The sequence below is a fragment of the Pseudomonas salomonii genome (genome assembly GCF_900107155.1).
In the GTDB taxonomy this organism is placed as follows: domain Bacteria; phylum Pseudomonadota; class Gammaproteobacteria; order Pseudomonadales; family Pseudomonadaceae; genus Aquipseudomonas; species Aquipseudomonas salomonii.
The window spans coordinates 92,381-118,107 of the sequence record NZ_FNOX01000007.1 but is presented as its reverse complement, the minus strand read 5'-3'; the positions used below and the strand labels follow the sequence as shown (position 1 = coordinate 118,107).

29 protein-coding genes and 1 pseudogene are annotated in these 25,727 nt (G+C 60.8%); 14 read left to right on the top strand and 16 right to left on the bottom strand.

Annotation, left to right across the window (positions count from 1 at the left end):
* Nucleotides 1-497, bottom strand: a 497-nt coding sequence (locus tag BLV67_RS17030) for an AlgP family protein (RefSeq protein WP_208604493.1), incomplete at its 3' end; no start/stop codon positions are given.
* A 192-nt stretch (nt 498-689) separates the two neighbouring features.
* Here BLV67_RS17030 and BLV67_RS17025 point away from each other — a divergent pair.
* Nucleotides 690-1,367, top strand: a complete 678-nt coding sequence (locus BLV67_RS17025) for an FKBP-type peptidyl-prolyl cis-trans isomerase (protein WP_056860789.1) — start codon at nt 690-692, stop codon at nt 1,365-1,367.
* A gap of 54 nt (nt 1,368-1,421) precedes the next feature.
* Here the strand turns inward: BLV67_RS17025 and BLV67_RS17020 are convergent, their stop codons facing one another.
* The 7 genes from BLV67_RS17020 to BLV67_RS16990 all read right to left on the bottom strand — a co-directional run bounded on the left by BLV67_RS17020 (nt 1,422) and on the right by BLV67_RS16990 (nt 7,820).
* A complete protein-coding gene (locus tag BLV67_RS17020) occupies nt 1,422-1,880 on the bottom strand; it encodes an Rsd/AlgQ family anti-sigma factor (protein ID WP_058421163.1) in 459 nt (152 codons plus the stop codon).
* Nucleotides 1,881-2,089: 209 nt separating this feature from the next.
* Complete coding sequence (locus BLV67_RS17015; protein ID WP_065931871.1) at nt 2,090-2,611, bottom strand: disulfide bond formation protein B; 522 nt, start codon at nt 2,609-2,611, stop codon at nt 2,090-2,092.
* A 231-nt stretch (nt 2,612-2,842) separates the two neighbouring features.
* Nucleotides 2,843-4,084, bottom strand: coding sequence for a heme biosynthesis protein HemY (locus BLV67_RS17010; RefSeq protein ID WP_069787117.1), 1,242 nt, complete (start codon nt 4,082-4,084; stop codon nt 2,843-2,845).
* Nucleotides 4,085-4,089: 5 nt separating this feature from the next.
* Nucleotides 4,090-5,205 carry a uroporphyrinogen-III C-methyltransferase gene (locus tag BLV67_RS17005; RefSeq protein ID WP_065931873.1) on the bottom strand — a complete coding sequence of 372 codons (1,116 nt, stop codon included), beginning with the start codon at nt 5,203-5,205 and terminating at the stop codon, nt 4,090-4,092.
* A gap of 41 nt (nt 5,206-5,246) precedes the next feature.
* Nucleotides 5,247-5,996, bottom strand: coding sequence for a uroporphyrinogen-III synthase (locus BLV67_RS17000; protein WP_065931874.1), 750 nt, complete (start codon nt 5,994-5,996; stop codon nt 5,247-5,249).
* On the bottom strand, nt 5,993-6,934 hold the full coding sequence (hemC, locus tag BLV67_RS16995; RefSeq protein WP_068933738.1) for a hydroxymethylbilane synthase: 942 nt from the start codon (nt 6,932-6,934) through the stop codon (nt 5,993-5,995). Before hemC ends, BLV67_RS17000 begins: the two co-directional genes overlap by 4 nt.
* A gap of 139 nt (nt 6,935-7,073) precedes the next feature.
* The gene (locus BLV67_RS16990; protein WP_068933740.1) at nt 7,074-7,820 is read right to left on the bottom strand and encodes a LytR/AlgR family response regulator transcription factor; all 747 of its coding nucleotides are present in this window, start codon (nt 7,818-7,820) and stop codon (nt 7,074-7,076) included.
* 503 nt (nt 7,821-8,323) lie between these two features.
* On the opposite strand from BLV67_RS16990, the gene argH reads away from it, so the two are divergent.
* On the top strand, nt 8,324-9,718 hold the full coding sequence (gene argH / locus BLV67_RS16985; protein ID WP_065931876.1) for an argininosuccinate lyase: 1,395 nt from the start codon (nt 8,324-8,326) through the stop codon (nt 9,716-9,718).
* A gap of 135 nt (nt 9,719-9,853) precedes the next feature.
* On the opposite strand, the gene BLV67_RS16980 is transcribed toward argH, so the two are convergent.
* Entirely contained in the window at nt 9,854-10,513 is a 660-nt protein-coding gene (locus tag BLV67_RS16980; RefSeq protein WP_069787118.1) for a glutathione S-transferase family protein, read from the bottom strand.
* 126 nt (nt 10,514-10,639) lie between these two features.
* Here BLV67_RS16980 and BLV67_RS16975 point away from each other — a divergent pair, with 126 nt between their 5' ends.
* The 3 genes from BLV67_RS16975 to BLV67_RS16965 all read left to right on the top strand — a co-directional run bounded on the left by BLV67_RS16975 (nt 10,640) and on the right by BLV67_RS16965 (nt 14,287).
* Nucleotides 10,640-10,924 (top strand): hypothetical protein, encoded by a 285-nt coding sequence (locus BLV67_RS16975; RefSeq protein WP_056860799.1) that lies wholly within the window; start codon nt 10,640-10,642, stop codon nt 10,922-10,924.
* Between the two features lie 96 nt (nt 10,925-11,020).
* Complete coding sequence (locus BLV67_RS16970; RefSeq protein WP_065931878.1) at nt 11,021-11,275, top strand: TIGR02647 family protein; 255 nt, start codon at nt 11,021-11,023, stop codon at nt 11,273-11,275.
* A 171-nt stretch (nt 11,276-11,446) separates the two neighbouring features.
* A complete protein-coding gene (locus tag BLV67_RS16965; RefSeq protein WP_065931879.1) occupies nt 11,447-14,287 on the top strand; it encodes a class I adenylate cyclase in 2,841 nt (946 codons plus the stop codon).
* On the opposite strand, the gene rnk is transcribed toward BLV67_RS16965, so the two are convergent.
* The 3 genes from rnk to cyaY all read right to left on the bottom strand — a co-directional run bounded on the left by rnk (nt 14,284) and on the right by cyaY (nt 15,379).
* Nucleotides 14,284-14,694 (bottom strand): nucleoside diphosphate kinase regulator, encoded by a 411-nt coding sequence (gene rnk / locus BLV67_RS16960; protein ID WP_069787119.1) that lies wholly within the window; start codon nt 14,692-14,694, stop codon nt 14,284-14,286. The genes BLV67_RS16965 and rnk overlap by 4 nt on opposite strands.
* 131 nt (nt 14,695-14,825) lie before the next feature.
* Nucleotides 14,826-15,044, bottom strand: coding sequence for a DUF1289 domain-containing protein (locus BLV67_RS16955; RefSeq protein WP_056860802.1), 219 nt, complete (start codon nt 15,042-15,044; stop codon nt 14,826-14,828).
* A 2-nt stretch (nt 15,045-15,046) separates the two neighbouring features.
* Nucleotides 15,047-15,379, bottom strand: a complete 333-nt coding sequence (gene cyaY / locus BLV67_RS16950) for an iron donor protein CyaY (RefSeq protein ID WP_065931935.1) — start codon at nt 15,377-15,379, stop codon at nt 15,047-15,049.
* Between the two features lie 239 nt (nt 15,380-15,618).
* Here cyaY and lptM point away from each other — a divergent pair, with 239 nt between their 5' ends.
* The 6 genes from lptM to BLV67_RS16920 are packed head-to-tail and all read left to right on the top strand — an operon-like array spanning nt 15,619 to nt 20,207.
* The gene (lptM, locus tag BLV67_RS16945; RefSeq protein WP_017134995.1) at nt 15,619-15,786 is read left to right on the top strand and encodes an LPS translocon maturation chaperone LptM; all 168 of its coding nucleotides are present in this window, start codon (nt 15,619-15,621) and stop codon (nt 15,784-15,786) included.
* Nucleotides 15,787-15,795: 9 nt separating this feature from the next.
* Nucleotides 15,796-17,043: a diaminopimelate decarboxylase gene (lysA, locus tag BLV67_RS16940; protein WP_065931881.1), complete on the top strand. Its 1,248-nt coding sequence runs from the start codon at nt 15,796-15,798 to the stop codon at nt 17,041-17,043.
* A 3-nt stretch (nt 17,044-17,046) separates the two neighbouring features.
* The gene (dapF, locus tag BLV67_RS16935) at nt 17,047-17,877 is read left to right on the top strand and encodes a diaminopimelate epimerase (protein WP_069787120.1); all 831 of its coding nucleotides are present in this window, start codon (nt 17,047-17,049) and stop codon (nt 17,875-17,877) included.
* A gap of 13 nt (nt 17,878-17,890) precedes the next feature.
* Nucleotides 17,891-18,607, top strand: a complete 717-nt coding sequence (locus BLV67_RS16930; protein WP_069787121.1) for a DUF484 family protein — start codon at nt 17,891-17,893, stop codon at nt 18,605-18,607.
* A gap of 2 nt (nt 18,608-18,609) precedes the next feature.
* On the top strand, nt 18,610-19,509 hold the full coding sequence (gene xerC / locus BLV67_RS16925) for a tyrosine recombinase XerC (protein ID WP_010207453.1): 900 nt from the start codon (nt 18,610-18,612) through the stop codon (nt 19,507-19,509).
* Entirely contained in the window at nt 19,506-20,207 is a 702-nt protein-coding gene (locus BLV67_RS16920) for an HAD family hydrolase (RefSeq protein WP_069787122.1), read from the top strand. Before xerC ends, BLV67_RS16920 begins: the two co-directional genes overlap by 4 nt.
* Nucleotides 20,208-20,392: 185 nt before the next feature.
* On the opposite strand, the gene sutA is transcribed toward BLV67_RS16920, so the two are convergent.
* The 4 genes from sutA to glnK all read right to left on the bottom strand — a co-directional run bounded on the left by sutA (nt 20,393) and on the right by glnK (nt 23,171).
* Nucleotides 20,393-20,719 (bottom strand): transcriptional regulator SutA, encoded by a 327-nt coding sequence (sutA, locus tag BLV67_RS16915; RefSeq protein ID WP_056860807.1) that lies wholly within the window; start codon nt 20,717-20,719, stop codon nt 20,393-20,395.
* Nucleotides 20,720-20,821: 102 nt separating this feature from the next.
* The gene (locus BLV67_RS16910; protein ID WP_017135898.1) at nt 20,822-21,247 is read right to left on the bottom strand and encodes a secondary thiamine-phosphate synthase enzyme YjbQ; all 426 of its coding nucleotides are present in this window, start codon (nt 21,245-21,247) and stop codon (nt 20,822-20,824) included.
* 209 nt (nt 21,248-21,456) lie between these two features.
* Nucleotides 21,457-22,797, bottom strand: a complete 1,341-nt coding sequence (locus BLV67_RS16905; protein ID WP_056860809.1) for an ammonium transporter — start codon at nt 22,795-22,797, stop codon at nt 21,457-21,459.
* Between the two features lie 35 nt (nt 22,798-22,832).
* On the bottom strand, nt 22,833-23,171 hold the full coding sequence (gene glnK / locus BLV67_RS16900) for a P-II family nitrogen regulator (RefSeq protein ID WP_002555808.1): 339 nt from the start codon (nt 23,169-23,171) through the stop codon (nt 22,833-22,835).
* 422 nt (nt 23,172-23,593) lie between these two features.
* On the opposite strand from glnK, the gene BLV67_RS16895 reads away from it, so the two are divergent.
* The 3 genes and pseudogenes from BLV67_RS16895 to BLV67_RS32965 all read left to right on the top strand — a co-directional run.
* Complete coding sequence (locus BLV67_RS16895) at nt 23,594-23,854, top strand: accessory factor UbiK family protein (protein WP_065931884.1); 261 nt, start codon at nt 23,594-23,596, stop codon at nt 23,852-23,854.
* 225 nt (nt 23,855-24,079) lie between these two features.
* Nucleotides 24,080-25,576 (top strand): YifB family Mg chelatase-like AAA ATPase, encoded by a 1,497-nt coding sequence (locus BLV67_RS16890; protein WP_069787123.1) that lies wholly within the window; start codon nt 24,080-24,082, stop codon nt 25,574-25,576.
* Between the two features lie 25 nt (nt 25,577-25,601).
* A pseudogene (locus tag BLV67_RS32965) lies at nt 25,602-25,724 on the top strand (ABC transporter six-transmembrane domain-containing protein); the annotation flags it as partial.
* Nucleotides 25,725-25,727 lie beyond the last annotated feature (3 nt).

Sequence of the window (25,727 nt, the reverse complement as noted above, 5' to 3'; positions counted from 1 at the left end):
GCAGCTGGCTTGGCGGCTGGTTTCGCAGCAGCGGTTTTAGCAGCTGGCTTGGCCGCTGCCTTGGCTGGAGCTTTCGATGCGGCAGCTTTTGCCGGTGTACGAGCGCCCAATACTTTAGCCACCGCTTCTTTCACTCGACCAACGCCCTGGGCCAGTTTCAGGCTTTCCTGAGCATCTTTTTTGAGTTGAGAAATGTAAGTGCGGGTTTCAGCTTGGCGATCCTTGAGGGCGTCCAGCAGGTCCTCAAGTTCTTTGACGGCGTCTTTGGCTTTGGCTTGTGCCTTGGCTTTGCCGGCAGTCGCGGCGTCTTGCAGTTTGGTACGGGATTTGTGCAGCTTTTCTTGCGCTTTACCGCGTTGTTTTTCCAGTTTGGCGAGCAGTTTTTCTGCATCGGCCAACGCTTGGGAACATGCGCTTTCCAGATGTTCGAGCAAACTGCCCGAAAGTTGTTGGAGTAAATGCAACGGGGTATTAACAGGCTTCTGTTTGGCCGACATGGTTTACCTCCTGGCTGACGTGGGTGCGGCTCATACTAGCCCTCTGCTCTTACCGCCGCTAGGGCATGTTGACAGTATCGTTTGCCTTGCGTTGCACCGTGAATAAATTCTTATCGATATAACAAAAAACGGCGCCACTTTTTGCCCACTCACACTGGCATAATCCGTCGCACTTTCGGCGGGAGAAGCAGCATGTCGCGTTATCTTTTTTTAGTGCTTGGCTTGGCGATTGGCGTGGCCAATGCAGGCGAGCAATCACCGTCAAAAACCACTGCCCAAGACCCACACGACCTTGCCTACAGCTTGGGTGCAAGCCTTGGCGAGCGCCTGCGCCAGCAGGTTCCCGACCTGCAGATCCAAGCCCTGCTCGATGGCCTCAAGCAAGCCTACCAGGGCAAGCCATTGGCACTGGATAATGCACGCATCGAACAGATCCTCGCCGAACACGAAGCACAAAACGCTGCCGACGCCGAGGCTCCACAAAGCGAAAAAGCCCTCGCTGCCGAACAGCAATTCTTAGCCAAGGAAAAAGCCGTCAGCGGCGTGCGTGAACTGGCAGATGGCATCCTGCTCACCGAGCTGGCGCCCGGCAACGGCAGCAAACCGCTGGCCAGTGATGAGGTGCACGTAAATTACGTTGGACGGCTGCCCGATGGGACAGTCTTCGACAAGAGCACACAGCCCCAATGGTTTCGCCTGGACAGTGTGATCAGCGGCTGGAGCAGCGCGCTGCAGCAGATGCCGGTGGGCGCGAAATGGCGCTTGGTCATTCCCTCTGCCCAGGCCTATGGCGCCGACGGTGCAGGCGAGTTGATCCCGCCATATACGCCACTGGTGTTCGAGATCGAATTGCTCGGCACTCGCCACTGACCCAATAAAAAACGGTGCGCCATGCGCACCGTTTTTTTTATCTCACTTCGAGGATCAAGCCTGGGCGGCTGACTCTTCCTTGTGAGCGTTGTGCAGCACTTCGATCAGGCAATCTTCCAACTCGAAGCGCTCATGCAACAGCGCGCCCAATTCTTTGAATTTTTCAGCAACACAATTACCAGCATCACACAGATCGGTGAAGGCCAGCAGCTTCTCGGTGATCACATCAATGCGCGGGTAGATCGTCTCTGCCAGGTCAAGGCCACGCTGATCATCAAAAGCTTCCGCTTCTTTGGTCAGTTGCTCGTAGACACCAAAATGGCCGGCCGACACGTAGTCCACCAAGACACCGCAGAAATCCTGCAGCGGTTCGCGATTCTCAGCCAGTGCCTCGGGCTTGGCGCCAAGAGCATCAAAGGCTCGAACCAGTTCGTGACGTGCCTTCAACCAGCTGTCGATCAGCTTGTGCACTCCACCCCAGCGTTCCTGAGCATTCTGACAACTTTCCAGCATGGTGATCTCTCTTCCCTATAGGGGCGCTGCCGCCTGTGCCCGCGTAACACCTCAAACATTGAGGCGGGAGCCGGACAAGGCCGCATGTCACAAACGGTTTCGATAACGCGTGCGGGCCAGATTATGCCCGCATGACTATGGCTTCAAGGTACGCAGGAGAGAAAGTTCATACAAGTGTTTAATCCCGTCCTACACGTTACGGCGAATTTTCAGTACTTCGCAGGGTGCAAACGGCGGCCCGCCAACAATCGAGAAAACTGCATGATGCCGAGCACCAGCATCGCCAAAAAGAACAGCAGACTCCATTCGGGCAGGCTCAGGTCAAACAGTGTCCAGTTGAGTTCCACGCAGTCCACGGTGCCTTTTACACTCAGTTGCAGTGCTTGCCATAACGACAGGTTTTCAATCATGTAGTGAAGGCTGGGCCAGCACTCGTTGACCTGCTCCGGCGCGGCATTTTGTAGCAGCACTTGGCGTACTGCAGTGATAGCCCCAAGCAACGCGCAGCCCATACTGGCCAACCCGTACAGGTAGACCCCGGAGCGTTTCGGGTTGTGTAGGGTCGCTACCAGGTTGATCAGCGTAAAGGCTGCCAAAAAGATGCGCTGCACCTGGCACAGGAAGCAGGGACGCAAGAGTGCGCCGAATTCAAGATAAAAAGACGCACCCAACGTCAGCGAACCAGCCAAGAACGCCAGGAGAAACAGAGAGCGTGAAGGGGCCAAAGACATTGTTATCCGTACCGCAGGAGATAGACCCTTACGGTAGAGTAAAGGCCTGACTCCTTTCAATACGCGTTAGAGCAGACTATTCCGCAACCGCCTGGGGATATGCCGTCAGAACCTGGATGACTTCAAGCAGTTGGCAGTAGGAATTTGCTACGTAGCGCTTTAGCGCCCAGGGTTTACGCGATAAAGAAAGGTTGGCCCTCAGAAAGGTCCGGCCAACCTTGGCTTTCATTCCTACACTCGCGCAGGCACCGGCAACGGTGATGCCAGCAAGCGGCTGTCCAGAAGCCCCAGGCCTTCCTGGAACAACTGGTTGCTGCGCTCGGTATCGCCCAACTGGGCCAGCAAGCGCGCCAGCTCAGCACAGGCTTCGGGATTACGCTGCACTTGCAGGCTGCTTTCCAGATAGTCGCGCGCTTTGCCCCACAGGCTGTTTTGCAGACACAGGCGACCCAGCGTCAGCAACAGGCTGGCATCCCCTGGATGGTCTTTGAGCCAGCCTTCAGCGAATTTGAGCTGTCGACCTGGGTCACTGCCACGCAACAAACCGTAAAGCCGAATCAGATGGCTGTCATAGCCGCGCTTGATGGCGCCACGCAGCACTTCTTCGGCCTTGGCGTCAGCACCCAGCCGACGCAGTTGTTCAGCGTAAGCCAACACCAGTTGCGGTTCTTGGCGCTGGGCGGAGGTCAGTTGCTCCCACGCTCGCTCCAAAGACTGCAACCCGGCTTCGCCCAGCTGTTCACGCTCGACCGCCAGCCCCAGGTTTTCGCCCCAGGCACGGCGCTCAAGTTCGGCCAGCTCAGCGGCGGGAAGCACTTTGTCCTTGCGCAGTTCGGGTAACAAGCGAATCACCGACGGCCAATCGCCCCGCTGCTGATGCAGACGCTGCAATTGGCGCAAGACCTGCGCGTTATGCGGATGACGCTCGTACATGGCCTGCAACGTCACCAGCGCACCTTCAGTGTCGCCACGGTCCATCTGCAGTTGCGCATGACTCAGGGCCACAGCCAGTTCCGCCTGTGGCTGGCGTTCCAGGGCACGCTCCAGCAAACCGTCGGACTCCACATAGCGGCCCTGTTCGTTGGCAGCCCGTGCGGCGCCAAGGTAGTACAGCAGCGGCTGGCGCTCGGCTTCAGCAGCGCGGTGCAGGTGCCGTTCGGCGCTGGCCCAGCGGCCTTCGGCGAGGTCCATCTGGCCTTGCTCGATAGCTATTTGCACACGGCGGCTGCGGTTACGCCGCGACCATGGGTTGACTACGCCACCCGAGGTGGTGAGCAAGCTGAGCAGCACACGCAGCAGGTAGATCACCAGAACGACGGCGAACAGCGCCACCAACGTGGCCCACAGGCTTGACTCGTAATGCAGCAGATGGGGGTAGGTAATCAGCACGTAGCCGGTGTGTTTCGAAATACCCACGCCCAGTGCCAGGGCGATCGCAATCGCCAGCACCAGGATCACATAGAAACGCTTCATCGGCTCTACTCCTGGGTCGCCGGCGTGCCCGCCGACGCCTTGGCTTCATCGGCAGACAGATGACGGCGCTCAAGGTAGGCCTGCACTGCGGCCAGGCTGGTGGCCAGGTCCGGCGTCACCACCGAGACAGCCTTGGGCTCGAGCTCGGCAATGCGCGCCAGCATCGCCTTGCTCTGCGGATTGTCCTGGTTGAAGTTGTCCTGCAGCACGCTGCGCGCCTCACCCAGCGAGCGGCTGTACACCGCCGATTCGCCGTTAAGCGCGGCCCACTGCGCCTGTTCCAGCGCCAGGCTCAATGCCAGGCGCACCTGATTCAGGCCTTGGCCGGCGAGCAATGGACGAATGTTGTCATCAGGGTTGAAGTCGATACGGAAGTAGCGAGAGATCTGCTCCCACCACTGCTTCAGGCGATTTTCCGTATCGGTGGTCGAGCGCCCTTCGGCAGCAGGTTCGGTGAGCTGATACTCCGGTGCGATAGCCGCAAGCGCCACGACCTGATCACGCAGTGCGGCCAGTTGCAGGTACAGGCCGGTGCGGTCGGGTTGCTCGGTACTGCGCAGCGCGGCAAGGCTCTTGGCCAACTGCTCACGGGCGGCGTAGGCGCCTGGGTCACTTTGTTCACGCAGAATTTCGTCGGCACCCTGCACCAGTGACTGGGCGCTGTTGATGTCCTGCAAGGCAGACAGACGCAAGCTGGCCAGGCGGATCAGGTGTTCAGCTTCGGCCAGGCGCCAGTCTTTGCGGCTGGCGCCCAGCACGGTTTCCAGGCGTTGGCTCAGGCGCTGCTGGTCACCCTGCAATTGGGCGACCAGCCGGCGGCGCTCCTCAAGCTCGTCCGCCCCAGGCAACTGCGCCAGGCGCGCCGCCAGTTGTTGCTGACTTTGCTTGAGGGATTGGGATTGATCATCAAGGGTCTGCACCTGGCCCAGCTGTTGCTGGCTGCTGGCTTGCAGGGCACGGACCTGCCAGATCCCCCAACCGCCGGCGGCAACGCCTGCAGCACCGAGCAACAGGGCCACAACCGCCAGGCCATTGCCACGGCGTGGCGCGGCGACCTGTGACTCAACCGGCGCATCAAGTGCGGGTTGGGTTTCATCTTTAGGCAAGGCTGTTTCGCTCACGTATCCGTCCTTTGCGTATCAGAGAGTGGGCGCCGCATGCCTTAAGAGGCAGCGCTGCGCAACGCCACTAACAAAGCCGCGGCACTCGCGCCGCGACAATCCACAACTTTTTCTGCACCAGCGGCCCGCGCCATGTCAGACACGCGAGGGCTGGGCACGAACAACGGCAGCTGCGCCACCTTCGGCCAATCGGGGCCGGCCAGGGCTTGCAGGTGTAAAAAACCCTGCCCACTGCTGACCACCAGGCCGTTCAAGCGTTCCAACTGGATGCGTTGCATCAGCACCCCGGCAGCGTAGGCCGGGAGGAAACGCCGATACAACTCCAGATAATCGACACTAGCACCTTGCTCACGCAAACGCTCAGCCAGCAACTCCCGGCCGCCCTCGCCACGCAGGATCAACACCCGCGCACCGGGCCGTGCGACAGCCTCGCGCAAGGCCGGCAATTGAAGCAAGGCTTCGCTGTCGTCGCCGGTTTGCGGATAGTGAACGGTGAGACCGTGATCGGCCAGAACCTGCGCGGTGGCAGCGCCCACGCTGAACCACGGCAACGATGGCCAGGGCTGCTGCAACTGCTGCACAGCCAGGCGTGCCGCCGGCTTGCTCACCACAATCACCGCGCTATAGCGGCCCAGCTCAGCAAAAACTGCCTGTTGCTCGGGCGTGACGGGCAAGGCTTCGGTATCCAGCAACGGCAAGCTGCTGCTGAAAATACCGGCTTCGGCCAACAACGCAGCCACGGCCGCCGACTCTTCGGCGGGCCGCGTCAGCAGCACGCGCCAATCCGTCACTGTGGGCCGGCCTCGCCATAGACTTTTTCCAGAATGGCGCCGGCGCCCTTGCCCAGCAGCTCCTCTGCGACCAGGATGCCCAAGGCCGTCGCGTCACGCTGAGGCCCACGCACCTCGGCGGTGAGCAGCGTGCCACCGTCCGGATCACCGACCAAGCCACGCAGCCAGAGGTTTTCACCTTCAAGCACCGCGTAGCAGGCAATCGGCACCTGGCAGCCACCGTTGAGGTGCTTGTTGAGGGCACGTTCAGCAGTGACACGCACTTCGGTGTCGTGGTGGTCGAGGGGTTTGAGCAAAGCATGTATTTCGCTGTCGGCGGTGCGGCATTCAATGCCGACTGCGCCCTGCCCGCCGGCGGGCAAGCTGTCTTCAACGCTGATGGCCGACGTAATACGGTCTTCAAAACCCAGGCGGATCAGGCCGGCAGCCGCAAGGATGATCGCGTCATATTCGCCGGCATCCAGCTTGGCCAGGCGGGTGTTGACGTTGCCGCGCAAAAAACGAATCTGCAGGTCCGGGCGACGGGTCAGCAATTGGGCCTGACGACGCAGGCTGGAGGTGCCGACGATGCTGCCCAGCGGCAGGTCATCCAGGGACGCGTAGGTGTTGGAAACAAACGCATCACGCGGGTCTTCGCGCTCGCAGATGCAAAAAAGGCCCAGGCCTTCAGGGAAGTCCATGGGCACGTCTTTCATCGAGTGCACGGCGATGTCGGCTTGGTTTTCCAGCAGCGCGGTTTCCAGCTCCTTGACGAACAAGCCCTTGCCGCCGATCTTCGACAGCGGCGAGTCGAGCAGCTTGTCGCCGCGACTGACCATGGGCACCAGGGACACTTTGAGGCCTGGGTGGGCCTGTTCAAGGCGCGCTTTGACGTATTCGGCCTGCCACAAGGCCAGGGCGCTTTTACGGGTGGCGATGCGGATTTCGCGAGAGGACATGGATCAATCCGTACTGAATAGATACGGCAGATAATAACAGCTCAGGCAAACACGCTTTGATTTGAATCAGCAAGTGCGGGGCCTCCCTGGCCACATCGCACCGGGATAAAGGAATGCAGGCCTCGCTACAGCCCTTGGGCTAAAGCTGCTGCATCATCTTGCGCACGCCGGCGACATGGCGTCGGCTGACGATCAAGGCATCGCCGTTAAGCCCTTTGAGGAACAGCTGGAAGTGCCCCAAAGGCGTGCGCTGCAGGCGTTCTATTCGCTCGCGGGCCACCAGTGCGTTGCGGTGGATGCGTACGAAGCGGTCGCCGAATTCATCTTCAAGGGCCTTGAGCGGCTCGTCGAGCAGGACTTCGCCGGCCTCGTGTCGCAGGGTCACGTACTTGTGATCGGCAATAAAGTAGACCACCTGGCCCAACGGGATCAGTTCGATGCCCTTGCGGGTCCGCGCGCTGATATGGCTGCGCGGCCCGTTGCCACTTTGGGCAGCCGGCTGGGTCAGCGCAGCGAGTTGCACGCGGTTCGGGCGCTCGGCCTTCTTGAGCGCCTTGAGCAATGCTTCACCCGTCACCGGCTTGACGATAAAGCTGACACCGCTGGCTTCCAGGGTCTCGGTGGAAAACTCTTCTTGTGCGGCGCACAACACCACGGCAGGTGGCGACTCTCGCTCACTCAAACGGGCGGCGACCTGCAGGCCATCAAGGCCCGGCAAGCGGATATCGAGCAACACCACGTCCGGCTTGAGGCTGTCGATCAGCGCCAACGCCTCTTCGCCATTGGTGGCGCTCGGTTCAAGGACTGTATAACCCTCGAGTTCACTGACCAAACGGCTCAGTCGCTCGCGGGCTTGGGGTTCGTCATCAACGATCAGGACATTCATATTGCGCTGGATTCCTGCGTGAGTCTCGCACAAGGATAGCGTAGACAGGTGCGGTGACTTGCGTCACAGCGATCCACGCTAAGACTAGCGCGAGCGGCAAAAAGTGCCCCGGCAGCGGCACCCAAATTTACCCGGACCTGTTCAATTGCGCCCAAGACCTGCTGCCTTTGGGCATCGTCGTAGGGTTTGCTGATACACAATCCGAATACCCCCCTTTTTTAATGGATAGTCTGGGCTATGACCGCATCACCCGACTTTGGTGCATTCATGCTCTATCAGTGCAACTGTAGACGCTCGCTGAGACGATATTGCTCAATCGTCAAATATCGTTTCAATTAACGCCTGCCTCCAGTCTCGTCCCGGATGCGTTCGACGGCAAGGCACTTAGCCATCCTTGGCGCAAATAAAAATGCCGATCACCCGCAGCATCGCCTCCACGGGCAACCCTGTTATTATCGGCGGCACACCTCCACGCCTCTTTTAAGCAGATCACGAGCGAATCCATGAGCACCGACAAGACCAACCAGTCCTGGGGCGGCCGCTTCAGTGAACCCGTCGACGCCTTCGTCGCGCGCTTCACCGCCTCCGTCACCTTCGACCAGCGCCTGTACCGCCACGACATCATGGGCTCGATCGCCCACGCCACGATGCTGGCCAAGGTCGGCGTGCTGACCGACGCCGAGCGCGACAGCATCATCGACGGCCTGACCACCATCCGCGGTGAGATCGAAGCCGGCACGTTCGACTGGCGCGTCGACCTGGAAGACGTGCACATGAATATCGAAGCGCGCCTCACCGATCGCATCGGTGTGACCGGCAAGAAGTTGCACACCGGTCGCAGCCGTAACGACCAGGTGGCCACCGATATCCGCCTGTGGTTGCGTGACGAGATCGACCTGATCCTGGCCGAAATCACCCGCCTGCAAAAAGGCCTGCTGGAGCAGGCCGAGCGAGAGTCCGGCACCATCATGCCCGGCTTCACCCACTTGCAAACCGCGCAGCCCGTGACCTTCGGCCATCATTTGCTGGCCTGGTTCGAAATGCTCAGCCGCGACTACGAGCGCCTGGTGGACTGCCGCAAGCGCGCCAACCGCATGCCGTTGGGCAGCGCCGCGCTGGCCGGCACCACTTACCCGATCGACCGCGAATACACCGCGCAACTGCTGGGTTTCGACGCCGTGGGCGGCAACTCTTTGGACGGTGTGTCGGATCGCGACTTCGCCATCGAATTCTGCGCCGCCGCCAGCATTGCGATGATGCACCTGTCGCGTTTCTCCGAAGAGCTGGTGCTGTGGACCAGCGCGCAATTCCAGTTCATTGACCTGCCGGATCGCTTCTGCACCGGCAGCTCGATCATGCCGCAAAAGAAAAACCCCGATGTACCGGAGCTGGTGCGTGGCAAGAGCGGCCGCGTGTTCGGCGCGCTGATGGGCCTGCTGACCTTGATGAAAGGCCAGCCTCTGGCCTACAACAAGGACAACCAGGAAGACAAAGAGCCGCTGTTCGATGCCGCCGACACCCTGCGCGACTCGTTGCGTGCGTTTGCCGACATGATCCCGGCGATCAAGCCCAAGCACGCGATCATGCGTGAAGCGGCGCTGCGCGGTTTCTCCACCGCCACCGACCTGGCGGACTACCTGGTGCGTCGTGGTCTGCCATTTCGTGACTGCCATGAAATCGTCGGCCATGCTGTTAAATACGGCGTGGACACCGGCAAGGACCTGGCGGAAATGAGCCTGGAAGAACTGCGTCAGTTCAGCGACCAGATCGAACAGGACGTGTTCGCCGTGCTGACCCTGGAAGGCTCGGTGAATGCCCGTAACCACGTGGGCGGCACTGCGCCGGCGCAGGTCAAGGCAGCCGTTGTGCGCGGCCAGGAACTGCTCGCCAGCCGGTAATCCCCTAAGACCAACTCGGTCAAAATGTGGGAGCGGGCTTGCTCGCGAATGCAGAGTGTCAGTCGCCAGAGATGTCGACTGATCTACCGCTTTCGCGAGCAAGCCCGCTCCCACATTTGATTGGGCCGTGGGCGACTACTTCTTGGCCGCAATCATCGCCATAAACGACGGCATCGCCGCCTCCCTGTCCGCCGCCACCTTCTTGGCGTTGGGCATCTCATGCAGGCGCTCGAGCAACGCCTTGGCCTTCGGCAAATCCGCCAGCAAATCCACACCAAACAGCTTCTCGCCCACCGCGCAGGCGAGGTTCACGCTGTACATGAAATACAGATCGGCAATCGTGAAACGCTCACCCGCCACATAGGGCGCGAACTTGCCGTGCCGGCCCAAAGAAGCAACCCCCAGCAGCAACTCAGTCTTGGTTTTTTCCTTGATCGCGTCCGGCACCGGCATACCAAAGAACGCCTCGGCAAAACACGCGCGGGCGGGCAACTCGATGTACAGCTCGATCTCCCGGCACAACGCCAGCACCTCGGCGCGCTGATACGGGTCGGCGGGCAGCAACGACGGGCCCTCCTGGGTTTGCTCGATGTACTCGAGGATCACGCTGGTTTCGTTGATAAAGCCTTGTTTGACCCCCAGCACCGGCACCTTGCCGCGCGGGCTGACGGCCAGGGCTTCAGGGGTTTGGCCTGCGTAAAACGGCACTTCTTCGAATGGCAGGCCTTTCTCCAGTAACGCCAGTTTGACCATGTTGTAGTAGTTGCTGACCGAAAATCCGTAAAGCTTGAGCATTGCGAATGCCTCCATGCCGGGCGTGGGGTTGGCTGCAAGCGTTATAGATCCCTGCAGCCCGCTTGACCAGCAGCATCAGTTGCCTGAATGGCGGTAGACTGGCGCCCTTTCCTTGAGGAGCCTGCCATGAGCGAGCCAACCGATATCGACAACGACGAAGAAGAATTCGCCGAAACCACCCTGATCGAAGCCATCGAGAACCAGATCGAAAGCGAAACCCCGCCAGCGGCCAAGGCCACCTTCAACAAGCTGACCCTGGTGGGCTACGAACGTGAAGAGATCCTGCAACTGATGGCCCACGTGCTTGCAGTGGAGATCGACGCCCTGCTGGAAGAGGACCGAGCCTTCAATACCGAATGGTATGAAACTGCACTGCGTGCTCTGCCGGAATTGCCGCCCGAAAAGCAATAAATCCAACAAGCGGCAACACACTGGACAGTTCGACAAAGTGCGTTCACCTTATGGCCTGCTAGCCTCTAATAAATTCTTAGAAAGTCTGGAGTCCTTATGTCGTATACCCCTGAGTTGGTTGCCGAACTGGAAATCCTTGCACTCTTCAATCTGGACAGCACCAAGGAAGGTCTGAAAGTCCACCAGACCGCCGCGTCTACTGCCATCGCCGCTGCCAAACGCCTGCATGCCAAAGGCCTTATCGACCAGCCGGACGGGGGCTACCTGACCAGCCTTGGCCGGGACGCCGCAGAACAAGCGCAAACCCTGCTGACCATCTTGACTACCGCTACCACCAAAGAAGCTGCCTGACACCTTACTTTCGCCCATGGAGTCCGTCTGCTGCGGACTCTGAGGGCGTTGCTGTGGGCGGCATAAAATTCTGACGTCAAAAAGCCACATATCATCTAAACCTCCTACGCTTCTGGCTGTAAACTCCTACACGGCCGCCCACGTCGGGCTCTGCGAGCCAACGACTCAGACATGACCCGCACCCATGAAATCCGCCCCGACCTGGACGAAGGCATCGACCGCAAGGTGCTGGCCCAGCTGCGCGCGCGCTTTATGGCCCTCAATGCAGGCCGCATGGCCCGGGCCGTCGAAGGGCTGACGCCACGCCAACAGAGCGTGCTGACCGTGCTGCCGTTGTTTTTTCACGTCAACCACCCGCTGTTGCCCGGCTATGTCTCGGGCAGCACGCCAGCGGGCCTGTCAAACTTCGAACCCGACGCCCAGGCCCTCACCGAAGCCCAGCGCCTGACCCGCTCGTTCTCCTACAAGCCGCGCCATGGCAACCCGCCGCAGCCGATCCATGGTCTGTTCCTGATGGGCAGCCTCGGCACCTTGGCCCAGGCGGACCAGAGCGACATGGACGTGTGGGTCTGCCACGCTGCGGACCTTGGCGAGAGCGAACTCGCCGAGCTGCGCAAAAAGTGCCAGTTGCTGGAAGCCTGGGCGCTGACCATGGGCGCCGAGGCGCATTTCTTCCTGATCGAGCCGACGCGCTTTGTTTCAGGCGAGCGCGACACCCAACTGAGCTCCGACGACTGCGGTACGACTCAGCATTACCTGTTGCTGGATGAGTTCTACCGCACCGCCATCTGGCTCGCCGGACGCACGCCAATCTGGTGGCTGGTACCGGTCTATGAAGAAACCCGCTACGCCGAATTCACCCACGCGCTGATCTCCAAACGTTTTATCCGCGCCGATGAAACCCTGGACCTCGGCCACCTGGCGCACATCCCGCCGGGCGAATTTATCGGCGCGGGGTTGTGGCAACTGTTCAAGGGCATCGAGTCGCCTTACAAATCGGTGCTCAAGCTGCTGCTGACCGAGGTGTACGCCAGCGAGCACCCCAACGTGCACTGCTTGAGCCTGCGCTTCAAACGTGCGGTGTTTGCCAATCAGATGGACCTGGATGAGCTGGACCCCTATATCGTGGTCTACCGCCGTATCGAGGAATACCTCAAGGCGCGCAATGAACCCGAACGCCTGGAGCTGGTGCGCCGTGCGCTGTACTTGAAGGTCAATCGCAAGCTCAGCGCCGGCCAGCGCAGCACCAGCTGGCAGCGGCTATTGTTGGAACGCCTGGCCCATGAATGGGGTTGGGACCAGCGCCAGCTGGCCTTGCTTGACAGCCGCAGCCAGTGGAAAGTGCGCCAGGTCGCCTCAGAGCGCCGCGCACTGGTCAGCGAACTCAATTACAGCTACCGCTTTCTCACCCAGTTCGCCCGCACCGAGCAGACCGTCAGCCTGATCAACAAGCGCGACCTCAATGTACTGGGTCGGCGCCTGTATGCCGCGTTTGAGCGCAAGGCCGGCAAGGTCGAGTTCATCAACCCCGGCATCGCCCCGGACTTGGCCGAAGACACCCTGACCCTGGTGCAATCGCCCAACCGCAAAGAACCCGGTCAGCACCACTGGGGCTTGTACAACGGCAACCTCACGGCGCTGGAATGGGAGCACTTCGCGCCGATCAAGCGCAGCCGCGATCTGCTGGAAATGCTCACCTGGTGCCATCGCAACGGTGTGATCGACAGCAGCACACGCCTGGCCTTGCACCCAGGCGTCAGCGACATGACCGAATTCGAGCTGTTCAACCTGCTGGGCTGCCTGCAACAGACGATCGCCCTGCCCCTGGCCAGCGTCGATGAAGACCGCCTGCTGCGCTCGGCGGTACCGGAAGAGGTGCTGTTGCTGGTCAACGTCGGCGTCGACCCGCTCAAGCATCACCGCGACTTGAATATCCTGATGACCACCGAGCGCACTGATTCCCTGAGCTACGCCGGTGTGCGCGACAACCTGGTGCTGACGCTGGATCAGGTCACGCTCAACAGTTGGAACGAGGTATTGGTCAGCCGCTACGACGGCCCTCACGCACTGCTCGACTGCCTGCGCGACTACCTCAATCAGCTGCCGCCGAACCACCTGCCACGCCTGCGGGTGCGCTGCTTCTGCCACAACCGTGCGCAGTTCATTGCTCAGCGCGTGGAAGAAATCTTCGATACCGTGCAGAACCTGCTGCTTGGCCAGTCCAATCATCGCTACCTGCTGCAGGTGCAGCAGCACTATCACGTGATGGAACTGACGCCGGGCCAGGCCACTCACGTGCCCCTACCCAACCAGGATGCGCTGATCGCCTACCTCAGCGAAGAGTTGGCCAGCTACAGCCCGTTGCACCTGGACGCCATGGCCCTGGAAGACCACGAATTGGCCCTGCTGCTGCCCATGGGCCTGGCTGATTGTGTGCAGGTGTTCTACCGGGTCAATGAAGGCTTCGCCCAGCTGTATGTGCTGGATGAGTTCAACGCGCTGTGGCAGCAACGCTTGCCGTTTCATGATGAGCAAAGCCTGCTGGCGCCACTGCAGCGCTTCCTGCAAACGATCATCTATCGCCGCGAAGCGCTGGCGCCGCTGGACGCACAACAGCCGCTGGGTGAAGTGCAGATTTTGTATTACCAACTGTTGCCGTCTGGCAATCAACGCGCGCGCGGCATTGAGCCTCGACCGGCGCCGCAGAACCCGACCAACAAGCCGTTTTATGACGTGCAAGCGATTATCGGCAAAGCCGCACCCGGCCAGGTCGGCATCACGCTGTACTGCAATCAACGGGAGTTTTCCGAGTTGGAGTTCGGCGACCAACTGTTTGCCATAGTGGCCCAGGAAATCGTCGGGCAGCGCCGGGAGACCGAGCGTTACCGCTGCTACATCACCGACCTGGACCTGTCCGGCCTGCTCGGTGATGTGCAAAGCCCGAGCAACTTGTATCTGCGTTACAAGGCCGAGCTGGAATTGTCGCTGAATGCGGCGCTGAGCCAGATTTAGAGAGGGAAGGCGCCGCCATCCTTGGGCTGGCCTTCAACGCTGAGCAGTTCAAGCTTCAGCGTCTTGCCGCCCGGCGCCGGCCAGTCGATGTGCTGGCCCACTTGCAGGCCAAGCAAGGCGCTGCCTACCGGTGCCAGGATCGAAATTTTACCTTCGTCGGCGTTGGCATCCTTGGGGTAAACCAGGGTCAGGTGGTAGTCCTTGCCGCTGCCTTGCTCACGGCAATATACGCTGGAGTTCATGGTCACGACACTTGCAGGCACTTCATCGTGGCCAACCACTTCTTCGGCACGGTCGAGCTCGGCTTGCAGCGCGACAACACCCGGTTGAGTCTCGTCCATGCGGTCGATCAGTTGCTCAAGACGCTGCACGTCAAGACGGGTAAGAATGATGGAAGGTGCGGTCATGATTCAGGCAGACTCCTTTTTTCTGCACAAAAAAGCAAAACCCCGCCAGGAAAAGGCGGGGTTCTCACGGGCCTCGATGAGTTGAGGCGTATCCGGACACTACCACAGCGTCACAAATAAACAAGACGGCCTCAGGCGCGCGCCCTGCGCTGTTCGGCCTCGGCGCAAATCACGCGGCGCCGGGCATCGTCGGCGGAGCGCCATTCACGGATGTCTTCCACGTGCCGGTAGCAGCCGAGGCAGACTTTTTGCTCGTCCAGGCGACACAAACTGATACAAGGTGACGGCACTGCCGGGCTGACATTGCTGAACAGCGGCTTGGGCGGACGTACAGGTGCAGGCTGGGTCACGATCAGATCTCGTCGAAGTCCAGCTTTTCGCCGGCCTGTTCCCAAACCAGGCGTTCAAGCATTTCGCCCAACAACTCTTCACTTTTGTCACATTGCCACTTGCCGCTCTCTTCGTCGTATTCAAAGTGAATACCACCCGAACGCGCCGCCAGCCAAAGCTGACGCAGCGGCTCCTGACGGCTGAAGATCAGTTGGGTGCCGTTTTCAAACTTGACGGTCAGCACGCCAGCCGAGTTTTCCAGGTCCACATCCAGGCCGCTGTCGTCGAAAATATCTTCCAGCGCCTGCTGGGTCGAATCCACCAGGTCGTGAAAACGGGCTTCGGTCAAACTCATTGTGGGAACCTCGAAAAGTGTCTGGTCACGCTCAAGCGGCGCACGATACGGACGCGCCATGATGATTGCAAAGGATACCGATTTCATTACCCGCAGCCGCGTGAAATATCCTCATTTAGCGTAGGCCGAATCGCGGCATGCTCGGCAAACCCCCGCCGGACGGGTATTACGGCGCATAGGCAAGCTGGCGGGTGGTCGGTATACTCGGGCGCAATTAATGCATATTCAAGGATTTCGCCATGAAGCGCCTGATCTCTTCCCTTGCTGCGCTCGTCGCGGTCGCTTGCCTCGTTAGTGCCTGTGGTCAAAAAGGCCCGCTGTACCTGCCCGATGACAGCAAAGACCCGAACGACCAGGCACAGTCGTCGCAAAAAGCTGCAAAAGCGCATAAGCACGACACTTACTAAGGGAACATCATGGACGCTTTTAACTACCGGGACGGCGAGCTGTTCGCGGAAGGCGTGGCGCTGTCCGCGATTGCCGAGCAGTTCGGCACCCCGACCTATGTGTACTCGCGTGCGCACATCGAAGCCCAATACCGCTCGTTCACCGACCCACTGCAAGGCGTTCCACACAGGGTGTGCTACGCGGTCAAGGCCAACTCCAACCTGGGTGTACTGAATGTCCTGGCGCGTCTCGGCGCTGGTTTTGACATCGTTTCCCGTGGCGAGCTGGAACGTGTTCTGGCTGCCGGCGGCCAGGCCGACAAAATCGTCTTCTCCGGCGTCGGCAAGAGCCGCGAAGACATGCGTCGCGCCCTCGAAGTGGGCGTGCATTGCTTCAACGTCGAATCCACCGACGAGCTGGAGCGCCTGCAAGTGGTCGCCGCCGAGATGGGCGTTCGCGCGCCGATCTCCCTGCGCGTCAACCCGGACGTCGATGCCGGCACGCACCCGTATATCTCCACCGGTCTCAAAGAGAACAAGTTCGGCATCGCCATTGCCGACGCCGAGGACGTGTACATCCGTGCCGCACAGCTGCCGAACCTGGAAGTGCTGGGTGTCGACTGCCATATCGGCTCGCAACTGACCACCCTGCCGCCGTTCCTCGATGCGCTCGACCGCCTGTTGGCACTGACCGAACGCCTTGGCGAGTGCGGCATCTATCTGCAACACATCGACCTTGGCGGCGGCGTGGGTGTGCGTTATCGCGATGAAGAACCGCCGCTGATCGCCGATTACATCAAGGCTGTGCGCGAGCGCACCGAAGGCCGTGGCCTCACCCTGATGTTCGAGCCGGGCCGTTATATCGTTGCCAACGCCAGCGTGCTGCTGACCCAGGTCGAATACCTCAAGCACACCGAACACAAGGATTTCGCCATCGTTGATGCGGCGATGAACGACCTGATCCGCCCGGCGCTGTACCAGGCGTGGATGGACGTCACTGCCGTAACCCCGCGCGAGGGTGAAGGCCGTGCCTACGACATCGTCGGCCCGATCTGCGAGACCGGCGACTTCCTGGCCAAGGATCGTCAGCTTGCGCTTGAGGAAGGCGACCTGCTGGCCGTGCATTCGGCCGGTGCCTACGGGTTTGTCATGAGTTCCAACTACAACACCCGCGGCCGTGCCGCCGAGGTGCTGGTGGACGGTGATCAAGCGTTTGAAGTGCGTCGCCGCGAGACGGTAGCCGAGTTGTATGCTGGCGAAAGCCTGCTGCCGGAGTAAGCCATGCTGCTGCGTTTTACCAAGATGCACGGGCTGGGTAATGATTTCATGGTCCTTGACCTGGTCAGCCAGCACGCGCACATCCTGCCCAAGCACGCCAAACAGTGGGGCGACCGTCACACCGGCATCGGTTTCGACCAGTTGCTGATCGTTGAGGCGCCGAGCAACCCGGAGGTGGATTTCCGTTACCGGATCTTCAACTCCGACGGTTCCGAAGTGGAACAATGCGGCAACGGCGCGCGCTGCTTTGCGCGCTTTGTGCTGGACAAGCGCCTGACCGCCAAGCGCCAGATTCGCGTCGAAACCAAGAGCGGCGTGATCGAGCTGGATATTCGCAGCGACGGCCAGATCAGCGTCAACATGGGCGCGCCGCGCCTGGTGCCGGCGGATATTCCGTTTCAGACCACTGAGCAGGCCGCCAGTTACGTGCTGGACGTAGAAGGCAAAGCCGTCGACATCGCAGCCGTCTCCATGGGCAACCCCCATGCCGTGCTGCGGGTCAACGACATCAATAACGCCCCGGTGCATGAGCTGGGGCCGAAGATCGAGCATCACCCGCGCTTTCCGGCACGGGTCAATGTGGGCTTTTTGCAAGTGATCGACCGTACCCGCGCGCAGCTGCGTGTGTGGGAACGCGGCGCTGGCGAAACCCAGGCGTGCGGCACCGGTGCTTGCGCCGCAGCCGTCGCCGCGATCAGCCAGGGGTGGATGGATTCGCCGCTGCTGATCGACCTGCCTGGTGGACGTCTGTCCATCGAGTGGGCAGGCCCTGGCCACCCGGTGATGATGACCGGGCCGGCCTCGCGTGTATACGAAGGACAGGTCCGTCTATGAGTGAGCCAAGCTAATGACCGATAAGCCTCAAGTACCCGCCCAAGCAACCCCAAGCGAAAGTCTGGAGGCCGCTGCTGTCGCGGCGTACCTTGAGGCTAATCCGGACTTCTTCGTCGAACACGAAGAACTGCTGCCCGCCCTGCGCATCCCCCACCAGCGTGGCGATACCGTGTCGCTGGTGGAGCGGCAGATGAAGATCCTGCGCGAGCGCAATATCGAGATGCGCCATCGGCTTTCACACCTGATGGATGTGGCCCGCGACAACGACCGCCTGTTCGACAAGACCCGCCGCCTGATCCTGACCCTGATGGACGCCAACAGCCTGGAAGAAACGGTCATCGCCGTGGACGACAGCCTGCGCCAGGACTTCCAGGTGCCGTTTGTCAGCCTGATTTTGTTCAGCGACAACCCGATGCCGGTGGGCCGCTGGGTCAGCGGCAGCGACGCGCAAACCGCAATCGGCGGCCTGCTCTCGGAAGGCAAGACCATCAGCGGCACCTTGCGTGAACACGAGCTGGATTTCCTGTTTGGCGCCGAACAGCGCAAGCAGATCGGCTCCACCGCCGTAGTCGCCCTCAGCCATCAAGGCTTGCATGGCGTGCTGGCAATTGCCAGCCGTGACCCTGCGCACTACAAAAGCTCGGTGGGCACGCTGTTCTTGACCTACATCGCCGAAGTGCTGGGCCGCGTCTTGCCGCGCCACACCACTACCCTGCGCGCGGTGCGCTAGCCATGGAACGGCAACTGGACGCTTATTGCGCTCACCTGCGCAACGAGCGCCAGGTGTCGCCCCACACCCTGGAAGCCTATCGACGGGACTTGAACAAGGTCCTGGCGTACTGCGAAAAACAACAGATCAGCAGTTGGAAGGCGCTGGATATCCAAAGCCTGCGCAGCCTGATCGCGCGGTTGCACCAGGCGGGCCAATCTTCGCGCAGCCTGTCACGCCTGCTCTCGGCGGTACGCGGCCTCTATCATTACCTTAACCGCGAAGGCCTGTGCGACCACGACCCAGCCAACGGCCTGTCGCCGCCCAAGGGCGAACGGCGCCTGCCCAAAACCCTCGACACCGACCGTGCCCTGCAATTGCTGGACGGCGCTGTTGAGGACGACTTCCTGGCCCATCGTGACCAGGCGATTCTGGAGCTGTTCTACTCCTCGGGCCTGCGCCTGTCGGAGCTGACCGGCCTGAACCTGGATCAGTTGGACCTGGCGGACGGCCTGGTGCAAGTGCTCGGCAAGGGCAGCAAGACCCGCGTGTTGCCGGTGGGCAGGAAGGCCCGCGAAGCCTTGCAGCTGTGGTTGCCGCTGCGCCTGTTGACCAACCCGGCCGACGACGCGGTGTTTGTCAGCCAGCAAGGCCGACGCCTGGGGCCACGGGCGATTCAGGTGCGGGTCAAGGCGGCCGGCGAGCGCGAACTGGGGCAAAACCTGCACCCGCATATGCTGCGCCACTCCTTTGCCAGCCATATGCTGGAGTCGTCCCAGGACCTGCGCGCCGTGCAGGAGCTGCTCGGCCACTCCGATATCAAGACCACGCAGATCTATACCCACCTCGACTTCCAGCACCTGGCGACGGTGTACGACAGCGCCCATCCACGGGCCAAACGCATCAAGGGCGGCGACTCATGAGTATCAAGCTGATCACCTTCGACCTGGACGACACGCTCTGGGACAACGTACCCGTCATCATCAACGCCGAGGCGTCGATGCGCGAATGGCTGGCGGTTAACGCCTCCAAGGTTGGCGACTTGCCCCTGGAGCATTTCGCCAGCCTTCGCCAACAGGTGTTGGAGCGCCATCCAGAGCTTAAATATCGCATCAGCGTCCTGCGTCACAAGGTCCTGACGCACGCGTTTGAAGAGGCGGGTTACCCACAGCCTGAAGCTACGCAGATGGCGGACGTGTGCTACGAAGCGTTTATTCACGCCCGTCACCAGCTCACGCCGTTCCCGGAAGCGGAGCCCATGCTGCAGGCGCTGCGCCAGCACTTCCTGCTGGGCGTGATCACCAACGGCAATGCCGACGTGCAACGCGTAGGCCTGGCGGATTACTTCCACTTTGCCCTGCGCGCCGAGGATATCGGCATCGCCAAGCCGGATGCGCGACTGTTTCAGGAAGCCTTGCAACGCGGTGGCGTGGATGCAAGTCAAGCCGTGCATATTGGCGATCATCCTGGCGATGACATCGCCGGGGCGCAGCAGGCCGGGCTTCGCGCGGTGTGGTTCAACCCGACGGGCAAGGCGTGGGAAGCGGATAAGCTGCCGGATGCCGAGATTCGCAGCCTGACGGAATTGCCGGAGCTGCTGCGCAGCTGGCAGTCACACTGAGGATCCAATGTGGGAGCTGGCTTGCCTGCGATAGCGGTGGGTCAGACAACACAGGGCTAGCTGAAAGACCGCTATCGCAGGCAAGCCAGCTCCCACAGGGCTAGGCAATGAATTTTAAGAATTTGTTTCAGGCATGAAAAAGCCCGCAGCGACGGCGGGCTTTTTCTCACAAGCAGCTGCTGACCTCAGATAGGTCGGCTGCCGTACTTGTTATCCGGCTTCTTCGGTGGGTCTGCCACCACGTTGGCCTCGACTTCCTGCACTTTGCCGCCTTTAGCGAGGAATTCTTCCATCGCACGGGCCAGCGCATCGCGCTCTTTGTTCTTGGCTTCAACGCTCGGCAGTTCGTCTACCGAGACAGCGGCCTTGGCTTTGCCTTTGGCCACCGGGGCGGGTGCATCATCGCCACCGTCGTCGTCAGCAACGTCTTCAGCTGCCGCTTCAAGGCCCTCTTCGGCCTCGTCGTCGTCACCTACTTCAAGGTCGTCGTTTTCCAGATCATCGTCGCTCATGTTCTACCTCATGACTTGCGAAAAGCAGATTAGTTATAGCCCAGCTTCACCCTCTGTCGAGGTCGCCGGAAAAAAATCAATATCCACCGGGTTTCCAGTGGCTTATGCCCCATCACCGTGCAACGTGGCGAGGACTTTACGAGCACCGCCATGATCTCGGTGCTCGCCCAGATAAACACCTTGCCAAGTCCCTATCGCCAAGCGGCCGGCCTTGACCGGCAAACTCAACTGGCAGCCCAGCAGACTGGCCTTGAAGTGCGCCGGCAGATCATCCGGACCTTCGTCGTTATGTTCGAACCCTGCACGCCCTTGCGGCACCAGCGAGTTGAAAAAACGCTCGAAGTCACGGCGAACCGCCGGGTCGGCATTCTCGTTGATGGTCAACGAGGCCGAGGTGTGCTGCAGCCACAGATGCAACAGGCCTACTCGGCAAGCCTTTAACTCAGGCACGCCGGCAAGCAACTCATCCGTTACCAGGTGAAAGCCCCGGGGCTTGGCCCGCAGGGTAATCAGGGTCTGTTGCCACATACAGTTCTCCGCCCATCGGCGCGCATTCTAGCGCGGTCTGGGAAAAAACAAAGTGTCGAATACGCCTACATGCACGTAAGACTTTCGCACCCTTAAAAGTGCCGTGTGGATCCCATCACAAACTCGGCAAAAAACCCATCCGCCTTTAGCCACAGACAAACCCCAGACAAAAAAATGCCCGGCAAGCCGGGCATCTTTTTTTCGCGTACTTACAAGTTGTAGCCGCGTTCGTTGTGTTGCGCCAGGTCGAGGCCCACCGCCTCTTCTTCTTCGGTCACCCGCAGGCCCATCACCATGTCCAGCACTTTGAGAATGATGAAGGTCACGATGGCCGTGTAGATCACGGTGAAACCCACGCCTTTGCACTGGATCCAGACTTGCGCCGCGATGTCAGTGGTGGCCGCATTGAAGCCGCCCAGCGATGGCGCTGCGAACACGCCAGTGAGGATCGCGCCGAGGATACCGCCGATACCGTGCACGCCGAAGGCGTCCAGGGAGTCGTCGTAGCCCAGTTTGCGTTTCAGGGTAGTGGCGCAGAAGAAGCACACCACGCCTGCCGCCAGGCCGATGACCAGGGCGCCCATCGGGCCTACGGTGCCGGCAGCCGGGGTGATTGCAACCAGACCGGCTACGACGCCCGAGGCAATGCCCAGTGCGCTTGGCTTACCGTGGGTGACCCACTCGGCGAACATCCAGCCCAGTGCGGCGGCAGCGGTAGCAATTTGAGTCACCAGCATCGCCATGCCGGCAGTGCCGTTGGCAGCAGCAGCAGAGCCTGCGTTGAAGCCGAACCAGCCAACCCACAGCATGGCTGCACCGACCAGGGTATAACCCAGGTTGTGAGGCGCCATTGGGGTGGTCGGGAAGCCTTTACGCTTGCCGAGTACCAGGCACGCCACCAGGCCGGCCACACCGGCGTTGATGTGCACCACGGTGCCGCCTGCAAAGTCCAGCACGCCCCAGTCGCCCAGCAACGAACCCGGACCGCCCCACACCATGTGGGCAATCGGCGCGTAGACCAGAGTGAACCAGACGCCCATGAAGATCAGCATCGCAGAGAACTTCATACGCTCGGCGAATGCACCGACGATCAGCGCAGGGGTAATGATGGCAAAGGTCATCTGGAAGGTGACGAACACCGCCTCAGGGAACAGCGCCGCAGGGCCGGTGATGCTCGCCGGTGTTACACCCGACAGGAACAGTTTGGACAGGCCGCCCACGAACGAGTTGAGGTTGACGACGCCTGCTTCCATACCGGTGGTGTCGAACGCCATGCTGTAGCCGTAAACGAACCACAGGATGGTGATCAACCCGGTGATGGCAAAGCACTGCATCATCACGGAAAGAATGTTTTTGGAGCGCACCATGCCGCCGTAGAACAGCGCCAGGCCCGGAATGGTCATGAACAGTACCAGCGCGGTGGATGTGAGCATCCATGCCGTGTCGCCGGAATTGAGGACTGGAGCAGGGGCTGGGTCCGCCGCCAATGCCAGGGCTGGCATTACGAGGGACAACAGGGCTCCTAGCCCTGCGAATTTACGCAGAGTCATATTGTTTTCTCCTGGGGCGTTGGGGGTTTGGCGGCTTAGATTGCGTCGGTATCGGTTTCGCCGGTACGGATGCGAATAGCCTGTTCCAGATTGACCACAAAGATCTTGCCGTCACCGATCTTGCCGGTGTTGGCCGCCTTGGTTATCGCCTCGATAACCCGGTCAAGATCCTTGTCGTCAATGGCGACATCAATCTTCACCTTTGGCAGGAAATCGACCACGTATTCCGCGCCGCGATACAGCTCGGTGTGACCCTTCTGCCGACCGAAGCCTTTGACCTCAGTAACGGTAATGCCCTGCACGCCGATCTCGGACAGTGACTCGCGAACATCGTCCAACTTGAACGGCTTGATGATGGCAGTGACTAGCTTCATGAAAACTCTCTCCCGAATTGGTGGACTTGCCCCAGGAAAACAAACCCGTCTCAAGTCTAAGCGCAGTGCCTGGCTTTGTAACGCGTCGTCGCCTCGGCATTTGCCGTCGCGACGCCAGCGAACCACTGGTGACGAAACCTGTACCCCTGATCCGTCGGCGCACTGCATTCGTCACAGCGACTGCATCAGTGCATGGGTCATGATCGTCTAAGCAGAAACCTTGCCAGCTCCGTAAAAATCACTGAAATCAGTCCTTTGCCCACTTATGCCCACCCGCAGGGCGTTTGCGCGACACCAATGCGCACAAAAACAGTGCGCCACCGCCCGGCCCTCTGCGCGAAAAGCGTGCGCCCGCGGCCGTAAAAAAGACTATAGACGCTGCGTGATACACTGCCGGCCAACAGTTTTCCGGAATATTTCCCATGCTCGCGCCCAAAGACCTCCTCGACGCCCTGAGCGGCCACGCCTCTCGCCTGTTCAGCGGCGAAACCCCGCTGCCCCGCAACGAAATTGAAAGCCAGTTCAAGGCCCTGCTGCAAAGCGGCTTCAGCAAGCTCGACCTGGTGAGCCGGGAAGAATTTGACAGCCAGATGGTCGTACTGGCCCGCACCCGTGCGCGGCTGGAGAGTCTGGAAGCGAAGGTAGCGGAGCTGGAAGCGCGGTTGGCACCCGCTGCCGAATAACGGTCACAACTCGGTCAAAATGTGGGAGCGGGCTTGCTCGCGAATGCAATCTGTCAGACACCTGGATGTTGGCTGACCCACCGCATTCGCGAGCAAGCCCGCTCCCACAGCTGTTTTGCATCGCTCTTTGGATACGTTCAGTAAAACCTCCCGCCCTCGAAAGCATCTCACCTCGTCTACCCTTGAAAAACCCGCAGGAAGCGGCCTCCCACTCAAGGAACGAGCATGTCCCTCGCCATCGTCCACAGCCGTGCCCAAATTGGCGTAGAAGCCCCCGCCGTTACCGTCGAAGTGCATATGGCCAATGGTCTTCCCTCGCTGACCTTGGTGGGCCTGCCGGAAACCGCCGTCAAGGAAAGCAAGGACCGCGTGCGCAGCGCCATCCTCAACTGCGCCCTGCAATACCCGGCTCGTCGTATCACCCTCAACCTCGCGCCCGCCGACCTGCCCAAGGATGGCGGGCGTTTTGATTTGGCGATTGCCTTGGGCATCCTGGCCGCCAGCGTGCAGGTGCCGGCATTGTTGCTCGATGACGTGGAATGCCTGGGGGAATTGGCGCTGTCGGGCGAGGTGCGGGCGGTCAAGGGTGTGCTGCCGGCCGCACTGGCCGCGCGCAAGGCCGGGCGCACCGTGATAGTGCCGCGGGCGAATGCCGAGGAGGCGTGCCTGGCGTCGGGGTTGAAGGTGATTGCGGTAGACCACTTGCTGCAAGTGGTGGCGCACCTGAATGGGGTTGTGCCGATTGAGCCGTATAAATCCGATGGCTTGCTGTACTTGAACAAGCCCTACCCGGACTTGAGTGAGGTGCAAGGCCAATTGGCCGCCAAGCGTGCACTGCTGATCGCGGCGGCCGGCGCGCACAACCTGCTGTTAAGCGGGCCACCCGGTACCGGCAAGACCTTGCTCGCCAGCCGCCTGCCTGGCTTGCTGCCGCCCTTGAGTGAGCAGGAAGCCCTGGAAGTGGCGGCCATTCAGTCAATGGTCAGCCTGGCGCCATTGAGCCATTGGCCGCACCGCCCATTCCGTCAGCCGCATCATTCGGCGTCGGGGCCGGCGCTGGTAGGCGGCGGGTCAAAACCGCAGCCGGGGGAAATCACCCTGGCCCATCATGGCGTGCTGTTTCTGGATGAGCTGCCGGAGTTTGATCGCAAGGTGCTGGAAGTGCTGCGCGAGCCGCTCGAATCCGGGCACATCGTGATCTCCCGCGCCCGTGACCGGGTGAGTTTCCCGGCACGGTTTCAATTGGTGGCCGCCATGAACCCCTGCCCTTGCGGCTACCTGGGCGAACCCAGCGGGCGCTGTCGGTGTACGCCGGAGCAAATCCAGCGCTACCGCAACAAACTCTCCGGGCCATTGTTGGACCGGATCGACTTGCACCTCACCGTTGCCCGGGAAGCCACCGCGCTGAACCCGCTCCCACAGGATGGCGACAATACCGCAACAGCCTCTGCGGCAGTCGCCGAGGCCCGTGAGCGCCAGCAAAAACGCCAAGGCTGCGCCAATGCTTTCCTGGACCTGCCAGGCCTGCGCAAGCACTGCCAACTGGCAAAGGCCGATGAAAGCTGGCTGGAAAGCGCCTGCGAGCGGCTGACGCTGTCACTGCGCGCGGCCCACCGTTTGCTCAAGGTGGCGCGCACCCTGGCGGACCTTGAGCGGGTGGAAAATATCGCCCGGCATCATTTGCAGGAAGCCTTGCAGTACCGGCCCGCCGCAATGAATTAAGCCTATGCGGGGAAACACAGCACACGCGGTCCTGACCTGTCTGTGGACCTTCGTCACCAGCATGGACGAGGCACCGGGGATGGTCGACCAACTGGCGCGCCTCAAGGATATCGGCAAGCGCGTGGACCCAGGCTTGGGCGAGCGTTAAGCC